This is a genomic window from Mesorhizobium sp. WSM4307, from assembly GCF_007003945.1.
GTDB lineage: Bacteria > Pseudomonadota > Alphaproteobacteria > Rhizobiales > Rhizobiaceae > Mesorhizobium.
Genome location: NZ_VFTB01000009.1, coordinates 299,695 through 321,478 on the forward strand (window position 1 = coordinate 299,695; position 21,784 = coordinate 321,478).

The 21,784-nt window shown below is 65.4% G+C and carries 19 protein-coding genes; 7 read left to right on the forward strand and 12 right to left on the reverse strand.

Annotated elements, in window-relative coordinates; genetic code table 11:
* Positions 1-32: 32 nt before the first annotated feature.
* From FJV83_RS23300 to FJV83_RS23320, 5 genes are all read right to left on the reverse strand, one after another.
* Positions 33-1,469: an amidase gene (locus FJV83_RS23300; protein WP_142887287.1), complete on the reverse strand. Its 1,437-nt coding sequence runs from the start codon at positions 1,467-1,469 to the stop codon at positions 33-35.
* A 182-nt stretch (positions 1,470-1,651) separates the two neighbouring features.
* Positions 1,652-2,740 (reverse strand): Gfo/Idh/MocA family oxidoreductase, encoded by a 1,089-nt coding sequence (locus FJV83_RS23305; protein WP_095792522.1) that lies wholly within the window; start codon positions 2,738-2,740, stop codon positions 1,652-1,654.
* A gap of 76 nt (positions 2,741-2,816) precedes the next feature.
* On the reverse strand, positions 2,817-3,980 hold the full coding sequence (locus tag FJV83_RS23310) for an ABC transporter substrate-binding protein (protein ID WP_095788998.1): 1,164 nt from the start codon (positions 3,978-3,980) through the stop codon (positions 2,817-2,819).
* A 70-nt stretch (positions 3,981-4,050) separates the two neighbouring features.
* A complete protein-coding gene (locus FJV83_RS23315; protein ID WP_095788999.1) occupies positions 4,051-4,893 on the reverse strand; it encodes an ABC transporter permease in 843 nt (280 codons plus the stop codon).
* Positions 4,890-5,723: an ABC transporter ATP-binding protein gene (locus FJV83_RS23320; RefSeq protein WP_142887286.1), complete on the reverse strand. Its 834-nt coding sequence runs from the start codon at positions 5,721-5,723 to the stop codon at positions 4,890-4,892. The genes FJV83_RS23315 and FJV83_RS23320 overlap by 4 nt, the downstream gene beginning before the upstream one ends.
* 306 nt (positions 5,724-6,029) lie before the next feature.
* Here FJV83_RS23320 and FJV83_RS23325 point away from each other — a divergent pair, with 306 nt between their 5' ends.
* Positions 6,030-6,971 (forward strand): MurR/RpiR family transcriptional regulator, encoded by a 942-nt coding sequence (locus FJV83_RS23325; RefSeq protein ID WP_095775663.1) that lies wholly within the window; start codon positions 6,030-6,032, stop codon positions 6,969-6,971.
* A 104-nt stretch (positions 6,972-7,075) separates the two neighbouring features.
* A complete protein-coding gene (locus FJV83_RS23330; RefSeq protein WP_142887285.1) occupies positions 7,076-8,866 on the forward strand; it encodes an NAD(P)/FAD-dependent oxidoreductase in 1,791 nt (596 codons plus the stop codon).
* A 243-nt stretch (positions 8,867-9,109) separates the two neighbouring features.
* On the opposite strand, the gene FJV83_RS23340 is transcribed toward FJV83_RS23330, so the two are convergent.
* Entirely contained in the window at positions 9,110-10,345 is a 1,236-nt protein-coding gene (locus FJV83_RS23340) for an amidohydrolase/deacetylase family metallohydrolase (RefSeq protein ID WP_142887284.1), read from the reverse strand.
* Positions 10,346-10,546: 201 nt separating this feature from the next.
* On the reverse strand, positions 10,547-10,912 hold the full coding sequence (locus tag FJV83_RS23350) for a RidA family protein (RefSeq protein ID WP_142887283.1): 366 nt from the start codon (positions 10,910-10,912) through the stop codon (positions 10,547-10,549).
* 219 nt (positions 10,913-11,131) lie between these two features.
* Between FJV83_RS23350 and FJV83_RS23355 the strand changes: the two genes are divergently transcribed.
* On the forward strand, positions 11,132-11,617 hold the full coding sequence (locus FJV83_RS23355; protein ID WP_142887282.1) for a hypothetical protein: 486 nt from the start codon (positions 11,132-11,134) through the stop codon (positions 11,615-11,617).
* Here the strand turns inward: FJV83_RS23355 and FJV83_RS23360 are convergent.
* On the reverse strand, positions 11,614-12,657 hold the full coding sequence (locus FJV83_RS23360; RefSeq protein WP_246691907.1) for a peptidase C39 family protein: 1,044 nt from the start codon (positions 12,655-12,657) through the stop codon (positions 11,614-11,616). The genes FJV83_RS23355 and FJV83_RS23360 overlap by 4 nt on opposite strands.
* 80 nt (positions 12,658-12,737) lie before the next feature.
* Positions 12,738-13,373 (reverse strand): isoprenylcysteine carboxylmethyltransferase family protein, encoded by a 636-nt coding sequence (locus FJV83_RS23365; RefSeq protein WP_142887280.1) that lies wholly within the window; start codon positions 13,371-13,373, stop codon positions 12,738-12,740.
* 232 nt (positions 13,374-13,605) lie between these two features.
* On the opposite strand from FJV83_RS23365, the gene FJV83_RS23370 reads away from it, so the two are divergent.
* From FJV83_RS23370 to FJV83_RS23380, 3 genes are all read left to right on the forward strand, one after another.
* Entirely contained in the window at positions 13,606-14,397 is a 792-nt protein-coding gene (locus tag FJV83_RS23370; RefSeq protein WP_142887279.1) for a hypothetical protein, read from the forward strand.
* A gap of 90 nt (positions 14,398-14,487) precedes the next feature.
* The gene (locus tag FJV83_RS23375; RefSeq protein ID WP_095775587.1) at positions 14,488-15,171 is read left to right on the forward strand and encodes a winged helix-turn-helix domain-containing protein; all 684 of its coding nucleotides are present in this window, start codon (positions 14,488-14,490) and stop codon (positions 15,169-15,171) included.
* Complete coding sequence (locus tag FJV83_RS23380; protein ID WP_142887278.1) at positions 15,168-16,538, forward strand: ATP-binding protein; 1,371 nt, start codon at positions 15,168-15,170, stop codon at positions 16,536-16,538. Before FJV83_RS23375 ends, FJV83_RS23380 begins: the two co-directional genes overlap by 4 nt.
* 462 nt (positions 16,539-17,000) lie before the next feature.
* On the opposite strand, the gene FJV83_RS23385 is transcribed toward FJV83_RS23380, so the two are convergent.
* A complete protein-coding gene (locus tag FJV83_RS23385) occupies positions 17,001-17,429 on the reverse strand; it encodes an Lrp/AsnC family transcriptional regulator (protein ID WP_142877160.1) in 429 nt (142 codons plus the stop codon).
* A 126-nt stretch (positions 17,430-17,555) separates the two neighbouring features.
* Here FJV83_RS23385 and FJV83_RS23390 point away from each other — a divergent pair, with 126 nt between their 5' ends.
* Complete coding sequence (locus FJV83_RS23390) at positions 17,556-18,659, forward strand: saccharopine dehydrogenase family protein (RefSeq protein ID WP_142887362.1); 1,104 nt, start codon at positions 17,556-17,558, stop codon at positions 18,657-18,659.
* A 256-nt stretch (positions 18,660-18,915) separates the two neighbouring features.
* Here the strand turns inward: FJV83_RS23390 and lpdA are convergent, their stop codons facing one another.
* Both lpdA and FJV83_RS23405 read right to left on the reverse strand, forming a co-directional pair.
* Positions 18,916-20,310, reverse strand: a complete 1,395-nt coding sequence (gene lpdA, locus FJV83_RS23400) for a dihydrolipoyl dehydrogenase (RefSeq protein WP_142887363.1) — start codon at positions 20,308-20,310, stop codon at positions 18,916-18,918.
* Positions 20,311-20,452: 142 nt separating this feature from the next.
* The gene (locus FJV83_RS23405; RefSeq protein WP_142887361.1) at positions 20,453-21,784 is read right to left on the reverse strand and encodes a dihydrolipoamide acetyltransferase family protein; all 1,332 of its coding nucleotides are present in this window, start codon (positions 21,782-21,784) and stop codon (positions 20,453-20,455) included.

Genomic DNA, 21,784 nt, shown 5'->3' on the forward strand with positions numbered 1-21,784 from the left:
TGCAGCGCCGCTGCACAACCCTTGCCGGCTAACTAAGCGCTCACCTGCGGCCGCCGATCCCTCCATGGCATCTCCTGCTCCAGCTGCGCCGAAGCCGCCAGCACGGTCGCCTCGTCGCCATAGCGGCCGACCAGCTGCACGCCGATCGGCGCGCCGCCTTTCGACCAGCCCAGCGGCAGCGAGATCGCCGGCTGGCCTGAAATGTTGAAGGGGAAGGCAAACACCGCGTCCGTCCATTTGGCGTTGTAACGGTCGATGTCCGTCTCCGACATGTCGTAATAGCCGAAGGGACGCGGCAGCTGCGTCAGCGTCGGTGTGATGAAGAGGTCGTAGGCATCGAGATCGCCGACAATGTCGCGGCCGATCTGCCTCAGCTGCTCGACATCGGAGATGTGCCTGACACCGCTGGTGACGCGGCCGCGCGCGATGATCGCCCAGGTCACGGCCTCGACGTCGTCAGGCGTCACCGGCCGGCCGATCACCGTTTCAAGATAGTCGAAGGTCGCCGCCGTCTGCACGCAGGTCATGTTGGTGTAGGTCCCCCAGACGCCGTTGGCATCGAGCGGCATGTCGTGCTCCTCGACATGGTGCCCCAGCCGTTCGAGCGTTATCACCGTCGCCAGCACCGCCGCCTTGACCTCCCGATCGATGGCTGTGCCGTTGGGCGGCGTGACGGTGAAGCCGATGCGCAGCGTCTTCGGCGCCTGCGCCGACAGGCTGAGCCACGAGGCATCGGGAACCGGCGGCGTATAGGGGTCGCCCGGCAGCGCGCCGGCGACGGCATCGAGATAGGCCGCGGTATCGCGCACCGAGCGCGAACAGCAGAGAAAATAGGCGCCGCCATACCAGTAGTCGCCGAACGGCGCGAGGCTGACGCGGCCGCGCGACGGTTTCAGGCCGACAATGCCGCAGCAAGAAGCTGGAATGCGGATCGAACCGGCGCCGTCGCTGGCTTCGGCGATCGGCACCATGCGCGAGGCGACGGCCGCGGCCGCGCCGCCGCTCGAGCCGCCGGGCGTGATGCCTTCCTTCCACGGATTCTTCGTCACGCCGTAGAGCTTCGGCTCGGTCGTGATCGACCAGCCGTTCTCCGGCGCGTTCGACTTGCCGACCAGCACCAGTCCCGCCGCCTTCATGCGGCGAACCACTTCGGTGTCGGAGTCGGCGACGACGTCCTTCAGATAGAAACAGGAATTGGTGTTCGGCGCGCCGGTCCAGGACGAGGCCAGCTCCTTGAGCAGGAACGGCACGCCGGCGAAGGGCGCGGACCTGTCGACCGTCTGCGCCTGCGTCCGCGCCATGTCGTAGAGGCGATGGACGATCGCGTTCAGCGCCGGATTGAGCCGCTCGACCAGCGTGATCGCCGCCTCGACCAGTTCGGCCGGCGAAACCTGGCCGCCGCGCACCAGCCCGGCCAGATCGAGCGCATCGGAGTCCGCGTAGGTTTTCAAAAGACTGTCGGTGACCATTTCTCTCTCCCAAATTTGCATGCCTCGGCACCTCGCTTAGGAATGCGCGAGCTGTCGTTACCGGCCAACTGCAAATGTAAGCTCCGCCCCGCCTGCCGGCGCCTTCTTCCCGTATAGTGACCGGGAGAAAGATGAAATTCCGCGCTGCCGGTGCCGCCTCCAGCGCCAGCAGCCGGATTGCGTCAGGCCAGCTCGACCGTCCGTCCCAACGCGATGCTCTGTTCGGCGGCGAGCACGATGCGCAGGCTGTTGACCGCCGCGTCCATCTGCTCGGTCAGATCGAGGTCCTCGCGGATGGCGCGCAGGAAGAAGGCCTGCTCGCGGTCGCACAGCTCCTGGTGGCCGGGCTCGTCCTCCATGCTGACGATCTCATCGCGCTTGGAAAAGTTCTTGTCGCCGTCGACTTGGGCGTAATGGATCTTCAGCGCATCGGTCTTGGTGTGGCGGTCGATGTCGGCCGAGTTAGACACTTCGGCGTCCGAGGCGGTGCTGGCAGCCTGGCCGGCGACGATCGACACAGCGCCCTTCGGGCCGACCACGTCCTTCACGAAATAGGCCGTCTCGCTCATCATCGGGCCCCAGCCGGCCTCGTACCAGCCGACCGAGCCGTCATCGAAGGTGACGTGCAGATGGCCGTAATTCTGCTTGTCGGCCTCCGCCCACAATTTGGCGCCGATGCCGTGCACGCGCACCGGCTTGGCGCCGGTCAGCTGGCACATGACGTCGACATAGTGCACGCCGCAATCGACGATCGGGATCAGCGAATCGATCAGGTTCTTGTGCCAGTGCCAGGCGCTGCCGCTGCTCTGCTGGTTGAGGTTGAGGCGCATCACCAGCGGCTTGCCCAGCGTCTTGCCGACCTCGATGAATTTGATCCAGGACGGGTGGACGCGCAGGATGTAGCCGAGCACCAGCTTGCGGTTCTTGGCGCGCGCCGCCGCCACGACCTTCTCGGCATCCTCGATGTTGGTGGCGAGTGGCTTTTCCATGAACACATGGCAATTGGCCGCGATCGCCTTCAGCGCATATTCGGCATGGGTGTTTGGCCAGCTGTTGATCGAAACGGCGTCCGGCTTCGTCTCCTTCAGCGCCTGGTCGAAATCCTCGTAGAGCGGATAGCCGGCTAATTCGGCCGGTATCTTGCTGTTGCTCTTGATCGAGCGGCTCATGATGCCGACGATCTGAAAACCCTCGGAGCGGTGATAGGCGCTGGCGTGCGACGCACCCATATTGCCGAGACCCACCACCAGCACTTTTACCTTGTCGGCCACCGCCACCTCCCACGCTTTTCTTCAATGGATTGCGGGCGGCAACCCTGTCGCCGCCCGGTTCTGTCGCCGGCAGTCCCTACTTGACGGCCGAATCGAACAGATGCGCCTTGATCTTCTCGACATCGAGCGCGGCAAAGCCTTCCGACAATTTGACGCCGTCGGCATCGGCCTTGACCTTGGCCTTGTCGAAATCGTTGGCCGCCGGGATCAAGTCGTTGGTGCAGACATCCTCGGCCTTCACCGGATTGGTGATCTGGCCGATCTTGTGGATCTCGTCGAAGAAGCCCTGCCAGCTCGCCATGTCGTGCGAGCCCCAGCCGCCGCGCTTGTCCATGTCGCCGCGGAAGACGTTGATCTGCTGCAGGATCGAGGTGGTGCCGAGCTCCGGCCCGAGATTCTTGGCCAGCGTCGGGAACTGCTCGAACACCGCTTCGACCGCCGCGCGCGGATTCTGGTAGCCGAATTCGAGTCCCATCGCCCAGCCGCGCAGGTATTTTTCCAGGAAGGCCTTCTTGTCGGGGTCCTCAAGGTCGGCGCTGCGCACGACAAAAGTGTTGGCCGGCAGCTTGGAGTTTTTCACGCCGAGCCAGTATTCGAAGTCGAGGCCCTTGGCGATCCATTCGGCGCGCAGCCCCTCCCACGACAGGGCAGCATCTCCCTGGCCGCCGGCAAGCGCGGTGCCCCAGGTCGGCCAGCCGGCCTCGACATACTTTACTTTCTTGATGTCGACGCCTTGCGCGGCGAGCAGCGGATCGGTGATCGACTGCCAGGCGGCCGAGCCGAGCAGGATGGTCTTGCCTTCGAGCTTCTTCAGATCGTTCGATCCCTCGCCCTTGCGGAAGGCGATGCTGAACGTGTCGCGCGCGCCCATATGGAACACCGATTTCAGCTTCATGCCGTTCTGGATGGCGAAGGAGAACACGCCGGGCGAGGGGAAGCCCATATCGGCCTGGCCGACATCGACGAACTTGACCGTCGCCGTGCCGTCCGAGGGCCCCGGCTGCATGTCGGTGTCGAGCCCGTCGAAATAGCCGGCCTTCTTGGCTGCCCAATAGGGATAGTCGTCGAGCACTTCGAGCGTGCCGCGCGGCGAGATCCAGGTGAACTTGCCATAGGCCTCGGCCCTTGCCTTGAAACCGGTGGCGCCGAGCGCGGTTGCCGTCACCAAGCCGGCGCCGGTGACCTGCAGGAAATAGCGGCGGCTGATGCCCGGGTGGTTCGTCGAATGGTCTTTGGTCATGGCATTCCCCTTTTTGTTTGACGTCGGTCTGCCGCCCGCCTCCCGGGCGTCTTGCTTCAAATCCTTGTCTTCAAGCCTCCCAGCTCGCCCATTTCTTGCCGATGAGGAAGAACAGCACGTAGATCAGGATGCCGAGTGTCGACAGGATCAGCACCACGGCGAAGAATTGCGGCATCTGGATCATCGACGAATAGGTGGTCAGCCGGTTGCCGAGGCCGAAGCCGCCGCCGACCATCTCGGCGCCGACGGCGGTGAGCAGGCCGAAAATGGCGCCGATCATCAGCCCGACCAGGATCATCGGCAGCGCCATCGGCGCGCGGATCTTCCAGAAGATCTGCAAGGTGCTGGCGCCGTAGGAGCGGGCGAGCGCGATCTTGGCGCTGTCGACGCGGCGAAAGCCGGTGGCGGCATTGATCATCACCATCGGCCCGGCGGCCAGCGCCACCGCGATGATGCGCGGCGTGTAGCCGAAGCCGAAGCGCAGGATGAGCAGCGGCACCAGCGCCAGCATCGGCGTGGTGACCAGCAGCAATATGTAGGGCGCGACGATCTTTTCGGCGAAGGGGAACTGGGTGATGACGGCGGCCAGCACCAGCCCGACGACGGCGCCGATGGCAAAGCCGGAGACCAGCTCGACCAGCGTGTAGCCGAGATGCGGCGCGATCAGCGGGAACTCGTCGAACAGCGCATAGGCGATCGAGCTCGGCGGCGGCATGATGTAGAGCGGCACATGGAACAGCCGCAGCGCCAGTTCGATGCCGCCGATGATGACCACGGCGACGGCGATGATGGCCGCCACCTCCTTGCCCGACTTGACGCCGGGGCCGCTGGCGAAGGCCGACAGATTGGTCAGGCTGACCTCCTGGCCATCGCCTGATTTGGATTTGGAGAATTCCGGGATGGCGTCGCTCACGGCCTGATCCTCACGATCTCGGCGCTGGCGCGCTCCTGTTCCGGCGCCTTCGGCCTGGCGCGCTCGCCGACAATGTCCATCTTGATCCGGTTGGTGAGGTCGAAGACTTCCTTGGTCGCCATGATCTCCAGCGAGCGCGGCCGCGCGAACGGCACGCGATACTCCTTGGCGACCTTGCCCGGCCGGGCGCTCAGCACCACCACGCGGTCCGACAGAAAGATCGCTTCCTCGATGCTGTGGGTGATGAAGACGATGGTGGTCTTGGTGTCGATCCAGATCTCCTCGACCAGCCGGTTCATCTCCTCGCGGGTGAAACTGTCGAGCGCGCCGAACGGCTCGTCCATCAACAGCACCGAGGGCTTCAGCGCCAGCGCCCGCACGATCGCCGCGCGCTGCTGCATGCCGCCCGAAAGCTCACGCGGGAACTTGCCGCCGAAGCCGTCGAGGCCGACGCGGTTCAGCAGATGCGCGATCCAGGCGCGGTCCGGCTTCTCGCCCTTGATCTCGAAGGGAAAGCGGATGTTGGCGTCGAGATTGCGCCAGGGCAAAAGGTTGGCTTCCTGGAAGACGATGCCGATATCGGGATGCGGGCCGGTGATCTTTACGCCGTCGAGCCGGATCTCGCCGCTGGTCAGGCGGTGCAGGCCCGACATCGACCACAAGAGCGTGGTCTTGCCGCAGCCGGACGGGCCGACGATCGAGACGATTTCATTGGCTCTGACATCGAGGCTGCAGCGGTCCAGCGCCAAGAGGTCGCCTGACGCCGTATGATAGATCTTGGTCGCTGCCTGCACGCCAAGCTTCGGCGTTGTTGTCTCGCCCGCGTTCATCCGCCCCTCGGAGATTGCGTGATGATCCAGTAGGTCATCTGCCAAAAATCAGTCTGTAACTATCCTACTTTGCTGTCAAGCGTTCGCGGTGGTAACCGTATCATGAAATTTTCGGTATTCGCCTAATATATTGTTTTTGCCCAGTTTTCTCGGCCTTGAAATTCGTGTTGCTTTCCTACATACTCTGAAAAGGAAACGCGAGCTTATCGCCAGGCACGCAACGGTTGCAGCGCGGCCGGGCGCATGGAACGACGGCGTGCAAACATGGTAAGAGGTCAGGTCGAAACGCCAGGGAAGACCGACTTCATGACCGAAGCTGACAGCCAGCAAGAGCCTGTTGCAAGCCACGAGCCGGAGGGACGCGACATCAGGCGCATCCCCGACATCATCTCGCTGGTCAAGGATTCCTACGCGGAGTTGAGCCCGGCGGAGCGTCGCGTCGCCGATGTCGTGCTCGACGATGTCAAATACGCCGTCGACGCCTCCAATGCGGCGATTGCCGAACGCGCCGGCGTCAGCGAGCCGACGGTGACCCGCTTCTGCCGCGCCATCGGCTGCGAGGGTGTGCGCGATTTCAAGCTGAAGCTGGCGCAAAGCCTCGTCGTCGGCGCGCTCTATCTGGCCAAGCCGCCGGCCATCAGTAATGACAATGGCATGCCGTTCTGGAACGCCGTCTTCGGCGAGGCGCGCCGGGCGCTGCAGGAGGCTGAACGCCAGCTCGATCCGGGCGAGCTGCAGAAGGCGGCGGAACTCATCGCCAAGGCTCGCCAGGTCACCGTTTTCGGCCTCGGCGGCAGTTCCTCGGCGCTGGCGCAGGAGACGCAGTACCGGCTGTTTCGCTACGGCATCACCGTCAGCGCCCAGTGCGATCCCTATCTGATGCGCATGACCGCCTCGACGCTGAAGCCGGGCGACCTGGTGATCGCCATTTCGGCGACCGGGCGCACGCGCGAGGTGATCGAGGCCGTCGAGCTCGCCAAGCATTACCGCGCCAACGCCATCGCCGTGACCGCGCCCGACACCGATCTGGCCCGCGCCTGCGATGTCCGGCTGACCGTGGCGGTGCCCGAATATCCCGACACGCTGAAGCCGACCGCTTCGCGCTTCGCCTTCCTGGCGGCGATCGACCTCTTGGCCGTGGCCTGCGCCTACAAGCTCGACGGCTCGGCGCGCGAGACGGTCCGCCGCATCAAATACAACGCCCAGATCCACCGCACCGGCAAGGAGATGGAGCCGCTCGGAGACTAGCTCCCTTCTCCCCGTTCACGGGGAGAAGGTGCCGGCAGGCGGATGAGGGGCAGCGCCGGCTTCGACGTCCCATTCAGGTAAGGCACACGCAGGAAGAGGAACACATGCTGGAAATGGCACCGACGAAACAGGCAGCCGCATGGCTGGAATCCCTGGCGCAGGCGCTCGCAGCCGGCGATGCGACCGCGGCAAGCCATTTGTTCGTCGACGACTGCTACTGGCGCGATCTTCTGACCTTCACCTGGAACATCACGACCATGGAAGGCCGCGAGGCCATCACCGACATGCTCGAGGCGACGCTGGCGACGACCAAGCCCACCGCATGGCAGCTCGCCGGCGAGGCGACCTCGGACGAAGGCACCATCGAAGCCTGGTTCACCTTCGAGACCGCTGTGGCTTCCGGCCAAGGCATTGTGCGCCTGCGCGACGGCCGCTGCCGCACCCTGTTCACGGCGATGACCGACCTCAAGGGGTTCGAGGAGCGCAAGGGCTTGGCGCGGCCGCTCGGCGTGCACCACAAGGCCGACCCCGAACGCGAGACCTGGTCGGAGGCGCGGGCGCGCGAGACGCGCGAACTCGGCGCCACCGAGCAGCCCTATTGCCTGGTCATCGGCGGCGGGCAGGGCGGCATCATGCTGGCCGCACGGCTGCGCCAGCTCGGCGTGCCGACCATCGTCATCGAGAAGAATGCGCGCCCGGGCGATTCCTGGCGCAACCGCTACCGCACGCTCGTGCTGCACGATCCGGTCTGGTACGACCATCTGCCCTACATTCCGTTCCCGGAGAACTGGCCGGTCTTCACGCCCAAGGACAAGATGGGCGACTGGCTGGAAATGTACACGCGCGTCATGGAGCTCAACTACTGGGTCGCCACCAAATGCCTCAGCGCCTCCTATGACGAGGCACGGAAGGAGTGGACCGTGGTGGTCGACCGTGTCGGCCGGCAGATCACGCTGAAACCGAAGCATGTCGTCTTCGCCACCGGCGCCTACGGCCCGCCGCGAAAGATCGACCTGCCCGGCGCCGCGGCGTTCAAGGGCGAGCTGCTGCATTCCAGCCAGTATGCCAGCGGCGACAAATTCCGCGGCAAAAAGGTCGCCGTCATCGGCGCGGCCAGCTCAGGGCACGATGTCTGCGTCGATCTCTGGGAAAGCGGCGCCGACGTCACCATGATCCAGCGCTCGCCGACCACCGTGGTCAAGTCGGACACGCTGATGGAGGTCGGCTTCGAGATCTTCTCGGAGCGCGCGCTGGCGCGCGGCATCACCACCGAAAAGGCCGACATGATCGTCGCCTCGACGCCCTTCGCCCTTGTGCCCAAGGGCCAGTGCGCGCTCTACGAGGTGATCAAGGCGCGCGACGCCGCCTTTTATGACCGCTTGCGTGCCTCGGGCTTCGCCATCGATTTCGGCGACGACGAGACCGGCCTCCTGATGAAGGCCTACCGCACCGGCTCCGGCTACTACATCGATGTCGGCGCCTCCGACCTGATCATCGACGGCAAGATCGGCATCCGCAGCGGCGTCGCCATCAAGGCGCTGACGCCGACCGGCATCCTGTTCGAGGATGGCAGCGAGCTCGAGGCCGACGCCATCGTCGCCTGCACCGGCTACCAGTCGATGAACGAGAATGTCGCCGCGCTCGTCTCGCGCGAAGTCGCCGACAAGGTCGGGCCCTGCTGGGGCCTCGGTTCCGGCGTCAAGGGCGACCCTGGCCCCTGGCAAGGCGAATTGCGCAACATGTGGAAGCCGACGGCGCAGGAAGCGCTGTGGTTCCACGGCGGCAATCTGGCGCTGTCGCGTTTTTACTCGAAATACGTGGCGCTGCAGATCAAGGCGCGTATGGAAGGCATTGCGACGCCGGTTTACGGCAGGCCGAGCAACGCCGGGCGGTGAGGCGAAAGCATGCTTCGGTGAGAGAGGTCGACCCCCACTCCGTCGAGCTTCGCTCGACACCTCTCCCCCGGTCGGCGGGAGAGAGGAAAGGCGCGAGCTTAACCGGGCTGGCTCCCTTCCTCTCCCTCCGGAGGGGGGAGAGGTGGCGCTGCGAAGCAGCGACGGAGTGGGGAAGCCATCGCCAACGCGCAGCCGCCACAGGACAGGCACAACCCTACCGGCGATCCCACGACGGGAGATCGGCTAATCGTGCCGGTGCCCGAAATGCCGGGCGGCAACCTCGACATGCGTATGCGCGACATGCGCCTCGAAACGCTCGGTCTCGCTGACATCGTTCACCGCCTCGTTCGGCCACCAGGTGCCGCCGATGACGATGCCTTCCGACACCAGCCGCTGGTCGGCGACCAGCGAGGCGCCGACCGCGTCGACAAAGGTGAACCGGCCGGACAGCTGGCGAAGGACAGTGACATCGCCCACGGTGCCGACGGCCAGCGTGCCGAAGTCCGGCCTGGCGATCGCCCGCGCCGGCGCTTGCGTCGCGGCGCGCAGCACCTCGACCAGTGGCATGCCGAGCGCCATCAGCTTCGACATGCAGACCAGAATGTCGAAGGCCGGCCCGTCGACGCAGTAGAGATGGACATCGCTCGAGATGACGTCCGGCGCCAGCCCCTCGGCAAGCATGGCGCGCGCCACGTCGAAATCGAACGAACCCATGCCATGGCCGAGATCGAAGATGACGCCGCGCTCGCGCGCCAGCCGCATGTCGGGCCGCACCGCGCCGGAAGCGAAGACCGGCGCGTTGGGGAACGGCCGGAAGCAATGGGTGAGGATATCGCCGCGGCGCAGGCGCGGCAGCACTTCCGAGCGGCCGGGCGGCGGCTCGTCAATATGCGCCATCAGCGGCAGACCGGCCTTGTCGGCCGCCTCGAGCGCCAGATCGACCGGCGCGATGCCGCTGGTGCCGCCGGCATGCTTGCCGGAGCGGACTTTCACGCCGACGACGACATCGGCGTGCTCGCGGGCGGCCGCGACCACCTCGCGCGGTTCGCAGAGCCGCAGATCGCTGCACTCGCCGACCGACACCGACTGCGAGAAGCCGAAGATGCCGGCGAATGAAATGTTGACATAGGCCAGGATGCGCGCCTTGGACCGCTCCATGACATGGCGGCGGAAACCGAGGAAGTTGCCGGCGCCCGCGCTGCCGGCATCGATGAAGGTGGTGGTGCCGCTTTTGGCGGCGAGCCGGTCTGCGTCGACGCCGAGCGAGGTGCCGCCCCAATAGACGTGGCTGTGCAGGTCGACCAGGCCGGGCGCGACGATGCAGCCGGCCGCGTCGATCACCTCATTGGCGCGATCCGCCGGGATATCGGCGTCGACCGCCGCGACCCGCCCATTGGCGATGGCGACATCGCGCGGCGCATCGATGCCGGACGCCGGATCGATGAGCCGTCCGCCCTTCAGCAGGAGGTCGAATTGCATGAGGGGAACCTCCGGTTCGTTGCTTTGCCTTCTCAGAGACTGTTTCGAAATTCGCTCTGGCGAGTCATATGGTGGTGGTTTCGAGAGCCGGAGCCGAGCGGCATTTGGGTCCGCGAGCTCAGTTCTACCGCACGCGGTAGAACGGGGAAGCGCGGAAAACGCCGCTGGATGGCCGCCGGAGCAGAATTTCCAAACGGTTTCTTAGACGGGCCTGTAGGCGACCGCCTCGACCTCGATCTTGATGTCGATCATCAGCCGCGATTCGACCGTGGTGCGGGCCGGCGGATTCTTCGGGAAGTGCCTGGCGTAGACCGCGTTGAAGACGCCGAAATCGCGCGCGTCTTCCAACCAGACGGTGGTCTTCACCACGTCGTCCAGCGTGCAGCCGGCCAGCGCCAGCGCCGCCTTCACATTGGCGAGCACCTGCTCGGTCTGCTCGGTGATGCCGCCTTTGACCGCGATGCCGTCGCTGCCGACCGGAACCTGGCCCGAGACATAGACGAAGTCGCCGGCCCGCACGGCGGGCGACAGCGGCACATGGGATGTTCCAAAAGTCTGCTTGGGCAAGGGATCGCCTCCTCTGATGACGCGGCAGGGCACCAGGGTGGCGCCCACGTCCACGCAGATTTACCGCGATCGGGGCGGTCCCGATAGGGCCCTTGTTGGAAAGCAACATTCTTCGAAATCCGTGTTGCTTTATTACAGAAGCGCTTGCATCGTGCGGACCGGCGGGCGGACTGCGCGCCGCCACGAGCACATGCCTGCGCCAGACCGGAGAAACCGAGAATGACCTTCGACAAGAACCCGTTTCCTTCAGGCGATGCCGACCGCCATGCGTTGTGGGAGATGCTGGTGCGGCGCGACATCGACGCCTTCATCGGCCAGGACTGGTCCATGGTCGAGCACGATTTCATCGCCGAAAGCTTCTTCGGCATGCATGCGCATTTTCTCGCCAATGCCGATGCCTGGCGGCTGCAGTTCCCGCGGCTGGAGATCTATCGCGACGAGTGGCTGCGCCAGGCCCGGGAGACGGCGGCGACCAAATTCGCCGAGCCGCTGCGCGAAGCGCTGTTTCGCGTCACCAATCTGCGCGACATCGACGTCGACGGCGACCGCGCCGTGCTGCACAAGAAGTTCGACGGTTCCGTCGCCAAGGCGGATGGCAGCGTCGACCGGCTGAAATGGCAGACGCTGTATTTCTGCCGCAAGGTCGAAGGCAGCTGGAAGATCGCCGGCTTCGTCGGCTACATGCCGTATCCGCTGGGGACCTAGCGCTTCCGGGTGGCTGGACCCGGCCCAACAAGAACGGCGGCGCGATAGGCCGGGTTGCCGTACCAGGCCATCCGGTCGAGCTCCGCCGCCCGAACCGGAAGGTCGACGACATCCATCTTCTGTTCGAGCCGGTCTGGCTCGATCCAGGGATCGTTGAGGAAATAGACGCCGTCGCCATGGCCATGGACGAGCACCCAATGCGGGCAGGTGTGGCCCATCATCGGCGCCTGATCGATCAGCACCAGCGCCGACAAGCCACGATCGAGCGCCTGGCCGATTTCTTCGACGGCAAAGGCGCGCGTCTCGACCGGCAATGACGCGGCTTCGGCCTCGCGCTTGAAACCGGCCTGCACGAAGCGCATCAGCCCGCGCCTTTCCTCCGAGCTGGCCCGGTCGAGGAAAACCGGTTCGGCGCTGCTCATGAATATTTCGACCCGCAGGCCGCGCCGGCGCGCCGCCAGCGCCAGGCCGTAGGGGTCGCAGCCGCCCGGACCGCTCGGACCGATGATGGTGGTGGCCTCGCGCCACAGTTCGACCTCCAGCGCCCGGTCCGGCAACAAGGCCGGAGCGATCCCGCCCATCGCCATGGCCAGCGCCGACGGCCCGCACGTAAAACCCGCCGTCTGCGGCCAGGATGGCGGAACCTGCCCCTGCCGGCCGGCCGGTTCGTTGCCGATCCAGCGTTGCAGGAACCCGTCGCGGCGCTGCCACTGGCCGCCGATGCGCTGCACCATATCCTCGTCGGCACGCAGGCAGAGCACGTCTTGTGCGAGCGCCTCCTTCTCCAGCGCCTCCAGCAGGCGCGGGCCGTCACCAGCGATGAAGTTCGGAGCAGACCAGAACAGGGCGATGCGCATCATTGCTGCCGCCGGCCGGCGCTGGCCGACCACGATCGCCTCTGGGCGGCCCTCGCTGTAGTGCGCCACGCCGGTGACCCCGGCGATCTCCCGTAGCGCCGCCAGGCGATCGCCGGCCTCGGCCGGCACCGCCGCGATCAGGTCGGCCCAGACGGCCGCGTGTCCGGCCGTGAAGACCGTCATACTGGCCCCTTCGCCTTCAGCCGATACCACAGGCTCCTCGAAGTGCTGCATGACCCGTAAATTAGCCGGACAATGGCCGATCAGTACAGCGTGACGAAGGCCGGGAACAGCAGGCCCGTCTGCCGCAAATACTCGATCAGCTCGATGGCCGGGAAGATGGCGAGGAAATAGAGCCCGTCATGGAAGGTGCGCTTGAGTGCGCGCGTCGAGAACTGCAACTGGTCGTCGTCGCGGTAGAGCAGCGGGTTCGGCCAGAAGCGCGGCGTCGTCTTGATATAGGCGGCATAGGCCTGGCCGAACTTGCCCAGGAGATATTCGGCTTCCTTGCGCGCCGTGACGCGGAAGATGAGGAAGCTGGCCACGCCAAGCGCGGCTGCCGCCACCAGCGAACCGTAGGCCAGACCGATGCCGACTGCGCCCACCGTCGAAAAGAAATAGAGCGGGTTCTGGCTCATCGAGAACGGCCCCGTCGAAACCAGCTCCTCGTTCTTCTTGCCGCCGACATAGAGGATGCTCCACAGCCTGCCGGTAACGCAGGCGAGCACCAGGCAGAAGCCGAAGAATTCGAGCGTTTCGTGACCGTTCGAGCCCTCGGCGAGCGCCGGCTTGGTGAGAAACAGCAGCAGCACCGCCAGCACCGCCGCCACGCGCACGAAGATCAGCCGCTTTCGCTGCACGAAGGCCTGTGAAACAGGCTTGAGGGACGCGTAGGTCATTCGTGTCTTCCTGGGCCACGGATTACGGGTTCAGCCACTGGGGCGCGCCATTGATGGCGGATACAAGGCCGCTGCTTCTATCAGCGCAGCACGCGGCTTTCGTAAAGGCCTTTTGCGCCAATCACGGCCATCCTTACGAATTTGTATGCCCCGGGACAGGCTGCAGTGAAGTCGCTTGCCTATCGTGGAGATGCCGGATCGCTTCCATCCGGTCCCACTTCGGGACTTGGCCATGCTCTCTCCCAACAAAACCACCGGACCGAACCGTAACAGGGTTCCGGAGGTCACGCTCGACTTCTGGCTGATCAAACTGATGGCGGTCACCATGGGCGAGACGGCCGCCGATTATCTCGCCGTCAATCTCGGGCTCGGGCTGGCCGTCACCTCGCTGATCATGACCGGCGTGCTGATCGTCGCCCTTGTCCTGCATTTCGCGCAGAAGCGCTACATACCTTGGGCCTACTGGCTGGCGGTGGTGCTGATCAGCGTCGTCGGCACGCTGATCACGGACAACCTCGTCGACAGTTTCGGCGTGCGCCTGCAGACGACGACGATCGCCTTCTCGGTTGCGCTCGCGGCGACCTTCGCGGTCTGGTACGCAAGCGAGCGGACGCTGTCGATCCACACCATCTCCACCACGAGGCGCGAGATCTTCTACTGGCTGGCGATCCTGCTCACCTTCTCGCTCGGCACCGCCGCCGGCGATCTCGTCGCCGAGAGTTTCGACATGGGCTATCTCACGTCGGGCCTCGTGTTCGGCGGCCTCATCGCGCTGATCGCGCTTGCCTATTATCTCATCCACCTCGACGCTATCCTCGCCTTCTGGCTGGCCTATATACTGACGCGCCCGCTCGGCGCCTCCTTCGGCGATCTTTTGTCGCAGCCGGCCGAACAGGGCGGCCTCGGCTTCGGCACCACCTTCACCAGCCTGATCTTTCTGGGCTGCATCGCAGCACTGGTTCTGTACATGACGCTGAAGAAAACCGCCGACGATGCCGACGAGATCCTGCTGGAACAGGATTAGGCTTCGGCGTTTGGCGGTCCGTGCCATCCTAGGAACGGGGTCTTGCCGGTGATAGCCTGTGCCCGATATCGGCGATCAACCGGAACAGCGATGCGACTTCTTCTTGTCGAGGACGACCACAAGACGGCGGACTATATCGTCAGGGGACTAACCGAGGCCGGGCATGTCTGCGACCTCCTGCGCAACGGCCATGACGCGCTTTTCGCCGCCACCAGCGGCAACTATGACGTGATCGTCGCCGACCGCATGATCCCAGGCCTGGACGGCCTGTCGATGATCAAGGCGGTGCGTGCGGCCGGCGTGCGCACGCCGGCGATCTTCCTCACCTCCATCGGCGGCATCGACGACCGCGTCGAGGGCCTGGAGGCCGGCGGCGACGACTATCTGGTCAAGCCCTTCGCCTTTTCCGAGCTGCTTGCCCGCATCAATGCGCTCGGACGCCGGCCGGCGGCGCAGGAGCAGAAGACGACGCTGCGGGTCGGCGACCTCGAGATGGACCTCATCATGCGGCGCGTCACGCGCCAGGGCCAGCCGATCGACCTGCAGCCGCGCGAATTCAGCCTGCTGGAGGTGCTGATGCGCGGCGAGGGCCGCGTGATCACCCGCACCATGCTTCTGGAGCGCGTCTGGGACTTTCATTTCGATCCCAAGACCAGTGTTGTCGAGACCCATATCAGCCGGCTGCGGGCCAAGGTCGACAAGCCGTTCGAGGCCCAGCTCATCCACACCATCCGCAACACCGGCTACAGCCTGCACGCGCCGCTAGCGCCATGACCGGAAGCTGGTCTCGCCTGCTGCGCAGCACACCGTTCCGGCTCGCCCTCACTTTCGCCTTCCTGTTCATGCTGGCCTTCATCCTGTCGGGCGCCATCGTCTACCAGATGATGAGCGCCGATCTGGCCGAGCAACTCGACGACACCATCAAGGAAACCTACGCCGTCATCGCCGCAAGCCATGCCGACAATGATCCCAAGGAACTGGTCGAGACCGTCGAGAGCCACGCCACGCGCAGCCCGAAGAAGGAGCAGCTGTTTTCGCTGACCGACGCTGCCGGCAACCGGCTGGCCGGCAACTTCACCGCAGCGGGACTTCCCGACGGCTTTTCGATGTTCGGCGCCGAAATGCCCGGCCTGCCCCAGGGTGCTCAGTACCGCGCCTATTCGGGCGCGGTCGGCAACAACACCCTGACGGTCGCCATCAGCCTGTCCGAGACGGAGGAACTGGAGACGATCATGCTGATGAGCTTCGGCTGGGCGACCCTGATCGTCACCGGGCTGGCGGTCGCCGGCGGCGCCCTGCTTGCCTCGCGTGTCCAGCGCCGCCTCGACGGCATCGCCGCCACCATGGTCGATGTCTCGCATGGCCGGCTGGATACCCGCATTCCGTTGACCGGCAACGGCGACGATATCGATGTCGTCTCCAGCCAGGTCAATGCGGCGCTCGACCGCCTGTCGGCGCTGGTCGAAGGCATGAGGCAGGTCAGCGCCAACATCGCGCACGATCTGAAGACGCCGCTCAACCGGCTGCAGATGATCCTCGACAGCGCGTCGGAAAAGAACCTGTCGGGCCAGAAAGTCGCCAGTGAACTGGCCGAGGCGCATGCCGAGAGCCTGCAGATCAACGAGACGTTCGACGCGCTGCTGCGCATTGCGCAGATCGAGGCCGGCGCGCGCAAGGCGCGGTTCACCGATGTTGGCCTCGGCGAGATCCTGCAAACCATCGCCGAGATCTACTCCGAGGTGGCCGAGGATGACGGCAAGTCGCTGTCGTCGGTCGAGCTGCATCGGGCCGCCGGCCGCATCCATGGCGATCCGGAACTGTTGACGCAGATGTTCGCCAATCTGGTCGAGAACGCGCTGCGCCATTGCCCGCCCGGCACGACCATCAGACTGTCGGTGGCGCGCGACGGCGACCATGTCCTGGCCGCAGTCGCCGACAATGGGCCCGGCATCCCCCCGGACGAACGCGAAAAGGTCTTCCAGCGGCTCTACCGGCTGGATCACAGCCGCTCGACGCCGGGCAGCGGCCTTGGGATGAGCCTCGTCAGGGCCATCGCCGATCTGCACGGCGCATCGATTGCGCTTGAGGATTGCGCGCCTGGCCTCAGCGTGGTGGTGAGCTTTCCGCTGGCGACGGATTAGCCGACAAATGACCGGTGCCGGCCAACACCAGCTCGGGTTCCTCGCCCTCGTAAAGGGGGGAGAGATGGCCTACGCCACGCACACATCTTCTGTGACTGGCATGACGGATCGGCCCGAGGCTTGATTGCCACGTGGTTCCCCCAATCCGTCGCTGCTTCGCAGCGCCACCTTTCCCCCCTCCGGAGGGAAAGGAGGGGAGCTTTGCTGGACAAGCGTTGACGGCAAAAAGCTTGGCGCCTTTCCTCTACCCCGTCGATCGGGGGGTCCGAAGGACGGGCGAGACCCGTGGCTCGCCCCGGCAGTGGCTCGGCGAAGCCGAGACGGAGTGGGGGCGACCAGCGCAGCATAAGACAATGCATGCGCCAAGCTGCCCTGCACGCTATCGCCAAAGACCAGCCGCTTGGAAATGTGTGCCGTAGCGCCTCTGGCGGGGGCGAGGAACCCAAGCCTTGAGAGGCCCACTCATCGGTCAATCCGTGTTGACAAAATAATCGATGACGAGGTCCGCTCGACACCGTCCATGGCGCCGATCTGGTCGAGCAGCGCGTCGAGGTCGCGGATCGACGGCGCGTCGACTATGACGATCATGTCGAAATTGCCGCTCACCGAATGCAGCGTCCTGACCGGCGGCAGCGCCTGCAGCGCGCGCACCACCTTGTCGGCGAGCTTGGGCGTCACGGTGAGCAGAACATGCGCCCGCACCAATCCCTGCTCATAATCCGGTGAAAGCTTGACGCCGTAGCCTGATATGATGCCGCGCTGTTCCAGCCGCTCGATCCGGCTCTGCACCGTGGTGCGCGACACGCCGAGCCGCCGCGCCAGTTCGGCGGTCGAGGCGCGTGCGTTGGAACGCAGCAGGGAAAGCAGCGCCTGTTCGGCTTCACTGAGCATATCGACGATCTCCTTCGGCGGATCGGCTTAAGATAGGGTTCATTCTGCCAGATTTCACGCTTCCTTTCGACAGGCAAGCTGCGATGATTCCCGCCAAGTAATCAAAACTGGCAGGGGTATTGGACCATGAACAACATCGTTATCGTCGGCGCCGGCAAGATCGGCTCGACCATCGCCGGAATGCTCGCCGCGACCGGCGACTACCGCGTCACCCTCGTCGACCGCTCGGCGGCGCAGCTCGCCGCGGCCGAAGTCCCTGCCGGCGTCGAGCCGCTCGAACTCGATATCGCCGCGGCCGGCGCGCTGGAAGCAGCACTCGTCGGCAAGTTCGCGGTGCTGAGCGCCGCCCCCTTCCATCTCACCACGCGCATCGCCGAAGCTGCGGCAAGTGCGGGCGTGCATTATCTCGACCTCACCGAGGATGTCGTCTCGACCCGCCGCGTCAAGGAATTGGCGCGTTCGGGCAAGAGCGCCTTCATCCCGCAATGCGGCCTGGCGCCGGGCTTCATCTCGATCGTCGCCAATGATCTGGCCAGCCGCTTCGACACGCTGGAAAGCGTGCGCATGCGCGTCGGCGCGCTGCCGCAATACCCGTCCAATGCGCTGAACTACAACCTGACCTGGAGCACCGACGGCGTCATCAACGAATATTGCGAGCCCTGCGAGGCGATCGTCGAGGGCGAGCTGATCGAAGTGCCGCCGCTCGAAGAGCGCGAGGAATTCTCGCTCGACGGCGTCACCTACGAGGCGTTCAACACGTCGGGCGGGCTCGGCACCTTGGCCGAGACGCTGAAGGGCAAGGTGCGCACGCTGAACTACCGCACCATCCGCTATCCCGGCCACGCCGCCATCATGAAGGCGCTGCTCAACGATCTCGGCCTGCGCCACCGCCGCGACGTGCTGAAGGACATTTTTGAAAGCGCGCTGCCGGCGACGCTGCAGGACGTCGTCATCGTCTTCGTCACCGTCTCCGGTCGCCGCAACGGCCGCCTGCTGCAGGAAACCTACGCCAACAAGATCTATTCGCAGCGCGTCGGCACCCAGCTGCGCAGCGCCATCCAGATCACCACCGCGTCCGGCATCTGTGCCGTGCTCGACATGCTGGCCGACGGCAGCCTGCCGGCGACCGGCTTCGTCAAGCAGGAAGACATCGCGCTGGATGCTTTTCTGGCCAACCGCTTCGGCCGGGCCTATGCCCAGCATGAGATGGTGAGCCGGCTGGCGGGGTGAGGAGCCTGGATAGGTTCGCGCCTTTCCTCTCTCCCGTCGATCAGGGGAGAGGTGTCGAGCGAAGCTCGACGGAGTGGGGGTCGACCCGGCTTGGTCGTTGTGATTTCAAGTCCGGCCGATGATTAGTTCTGACTGAAGCCGCGCGGTGACTTACCAGCGGCAGCGTGTTTGAGGACCGGCTTCCCCCACTCCGTCGCTGCTTCGCAGCGCCACCTCTCCCCCCTCCGGAGGGAGAGGAACAAGAAAGAACCGCCCCTCAGATATGCAGCGCGTGCCCGAGCGCCTTGAGCGCCGCTTCCTGGAACCCCTCGCCTTGCGTCGGATGCGCATGGATGGTGCCGGCGATGTCCTCCAGCCGAGCCCCCATCTCCAGCGCCAGGCCGAACGCCGCCGACAGTTCCGACACGCCCTGCCCGACCGCCTGGATGCCGAGCACCAGATGGTTGTCGGCGCGGGCGACGACACGGACGAAACCATCCTCGCCGAGCTTCGTCATCGCCCGTCCGTTGGCGGCGAACGGGAACAGCCCGACCTTGATCTCGCCCTGAGCCTTCGCTTCCTCGGCCGACAGCCCGACCGTCACCAGCTCCGGATCGGTGAAGCACACCGCGGGGATCGCGCGCTTGTCCCAGCTGCGCTTGTGGCCGGCGACGATCTCGGCGACCATTTCGCCCTGCGCCATCGCCCGGTGCGCCAGCATCGGCTCGCCGGTGACGTCGCCGATGGCGAAGATGCCGCGCATCGAGGTGCGGCACTGATCGTCGATCCTGATGAATTTGCCTGACCTATCGAGGTCGATCTGATCGAGGCCCCAGCCTTCGGTCACCGGCTTGCGGCCGACCGTCACCAGGATCTTGTCGGCGGAAACTTTTGCATTCTTGCCGTCCGCCGTTTCGACCAGCAGCGCATCGCCCTTGGTCGACAGCCCCTTGGCCTCGGCCCCGGCCATGACTTCGATGCCGAGCGCCGCGAGCCGCTTCACGACAGGCCGGGTCAGCTCGGCGTCATATTGCGCCAGCACGCGCGGCAAGGCCTCGACCACGGTCACGTCGGCACCCAGCTTTGCGAAGGCCATGCCAAGCTCCAGCCCGATATAGCCGCCGCCGACCACCGCAAGCTTCTTCGGCACCGCACTCAACGCCAGCGCGTCCGTCGACGATATCACGGGCCCGCCAAAGGGAAGGAACGGCAGCTCGACCGGCGCCGAGCCGGTGGCGATGACGATCGTCTCCGCCCGGATCACCTGGCTTCCCGTCTCGGTCTCGACCTCGACGGTCTTGCCGTCGCGGAACGTCGCCCAGCCATGCACGGTCTTCACCCCGGCCTTCTTCAGCAGGCCGGCGACGCCGCTGTTGAGCCGGCTGACGATGCCGTCCTTCCAGGCAACGGTTTTGCCAAGATCGAGCACGGGCGCCGATACCGAAATGCCGAGCGGGCTCTTGCCGCCGGCCATGTGCGAGACCTTGTCGAACTCCTCCGCCGCATGGATCAGCGCCTTGGACGGAATGCAGCCGACATTGAGGCAGGTGCCGCCGGGCTTGCCAACCTCGACGATGACCGTATCGACGCCGAGCTGGCCGGCACGGATGGCGCAGACATAACCGCCCGGACCGGCGCCGATGACCAGCAGCTTGCAGGAGATTTCTTTCATCATCGCATCCTAACTGGTTGTCGCGCTGGATCGGAAATAACAGTCTGTCGAGATCCTTCGCGCCCCCCTCTGTCCTGCCGGACATCTCCCCCACGAGGGGGGAGATTGGCGCTGTCCCGCGGCATCTCAATTGTCCCGCCCCTCAATCCACAAAGATCAGGGCCGGCGTTTCCAGCAGCGCCTTGATGCGCTGCACGAACACCGCGGCATCCCAGCCGTCGATCACCCGGTGGTCGAAGCTGGACGACAGGTTCATCATCTTGCGCGGGATGAACTGCGTGCCGTCCCACATCGGCCGCACCATCATCTTGTTGACGCCGATGATGGCCACTTCCGGATGGTTGATGACCGGCGTCGTCGCGATGCCGCCCATGGCGCCGAGCGAAGTGATGGTGATGGTCGAGCCGGACAGCTCGTCGCGCGTCGCCGTGCCGGACTTGGCCGCCTCGGCCAGCCTGTTGACCTCGACGCCGCAATCCCAGATGTCGCGCGCCTCGGCATGCTTGACGACAGGCACCACCAGCCCGGACGGCGTCTGTGCGGCGATGCCGATATGGACGCCGCCATGCTGGTGGATGATGCCGGCCTCGTCGTCGAACAGCGAATTCAGCTGGGGCTGGTCCGCGATCGCCTTGACCATCGCCCGCATCAGGAACGGCAGCAGCGTCAGCTTCGGCCTCTCTCCAGCACCCTTGGCCGCGCGCTTTTCCTTGTTGAGCGCGGCGCGCAAGTCCTCGAGCGCCGTGACGTCGATCTCCTCGACATAGGTGATGTGCGGGATGCGCGACTTGGACAGCGTCATCTTCTCGGCGATCTTGCGCCGCAAGCCCACCACCTTGATATCCTCGACCGAATCGTTGCGCGCCAGGCCCGATGCCTTGGCGACCTGCGGCCCGCGCGCCAGGAACGCCTCGATGTCGTCATGGCCGATGCGGCCGGCCGGGCCGCTTCCCGCGACCTGCCTGAGATCGATGCCCGCCTCCTTCGCGCGCAGCCGCACCGCCGGCGATGCCAAAGGCTTTTCACCCTCCGGGCGCGGCGCGCCGGAGACGGACCTCTGCCCGGTGTTTTTCGCAACGGCCGGAGCAGGTCTCGCCTCCGGGGCGTCGGCCTTTGGCGAGGCCTTCGCGATCGGCGCGGCGGTCTCCGGCTTCGGCGTTGGAAGCTTCGCCGGCGGCTCGGCGGCCACCGCCTCGGCCTTGGCATCGCCCTGCGGCTTTGCATTACCCTCGCCCGCCACCTTCAGCCGCACAATAGGGGAGCCGATCGCCACGGTGTCGCCGATCTCGGCGCCCAGCCACAGGATCTCGCCATCGACGGGCGACGGGATCTCGACCGTCGCCTTGTCGGTCATGACGGCGGCGAGCACGGTGTCCTCGCGCACCATGTCGCCGACCTTGACGTGCCATTCGACGAGTTCGGCCTCGGCGACGCCTTCGCCGACATCGGGCAGCTTGATGATGTGCTCGCCCAT

Coding starts and splice junctions, on each gene's coding strand:
- FJV83_RS23365 (WP_142887280.1), bottom strand. CDS start 13,373: ATGACCTACGCGTCCCTCAAGCCTGTTTCACAGGCCTTCGTGCAGCGA.
- FJV83_RS23385 (WP_142877160.1), bottom strand. CDS start 17,429: ATGCTCAGTGAAGCCGAACAGGCGCTGCTTTCCCTGCTGCGTTCCAAC.
- FJV83_RS23320 (WP_142887286.1), bottom strand. CDS start 5,723: ATGAACGCGGGCGAGACAACAACGCCGAAGCTTGGCGTGCAGGCAGCG.
- FJV83_RS23340 (WP_142887284.1), bottom strand. CDS start 10,345: ATGCAATTCGACCTCCTGCTGAAGGGCGGACGGCTCATCGATCCGGCG.
- lpdA (WP_142887363.1), bottom strand. CDS start 20,310: ATGAAAGAAATCTCCTGCAAGCTGCTGGTCATCGGCGCCGGTCCGGGC.
- FJV83_RS23375 (WP_095775587.1), top strand. CDS start 14,488: ATGCGACTTCTTCTTGTCGAGGACGACCACAAGACGGCGGACTATATC.
- FJV83_RS23360 (WP_246691907.1), bottom strand. CDS start 12,657: ATGACGGTCTTCACGGCCGGACACGCGGCCGTCTGGGCCGACCTGATC.
- FJV83_RS23405 (WP_142887361.1), bottom strand. CDS start 21,784: ATGGGCGAGCACATCATCAAGCTGCCCGATGTCGGCGAAGGCGTCGCC.
- FJV83_RS23390 (WP_142887362.1), top strand. CDS start 17,556: ATGAACAACATCGTTATCGTCGGCGCCGGCAAGATCGGCTCGACCATC.
- FJV83_RS23310 (WP_095788998.1), bottom strand. CDS start 3,980: ATGACCAAAGACCATTCGACGAACCACCCGGGCATCAGCCGCCGCTAT.
- FJV83_RS23370 (WP_142887279.1), top strand. CDS start 13,606: ATGCTCTCTCCCAACAAAACCACCGGACCGAACCGTAACAGGGTTCCG.
- FJV83_RS23330 (WP_142887285.1), top strand. CDS start 7,076: ATGCTGGAAATGGCACCGACGAAACAGGCAGCCGCATGGCTGGAATCC.
- FJV83_RS23325 (WP_095775663.1), top strand. CDS start 6,030: ATGACCGAAGCTGACAGCCAGCAAGAGCCTGTTGCAAGCCACGAGCCG.
- FJV83_RS23300 (WP_142887287.1), bottom strand. CDS start 1,469: ATGGTCACCGACAGTCTTTTGAAAACCTACGCGGACTCCGATGCGCTC.
- FJV83_RS23380 (WP_142887278.1), top strand. CDS start 15,168: ATGACCGGAAGCTGGTCTCGCCTGCTGCGCAGCACACCGTTCCGGCTC.
- FJV83_RS23355 (WP_142887282.1), top strand. CDS start 11,132: ATGACCTTCGACAAGAACCCGTTTCCTTCAGGCGATGCCGACCGCCAT.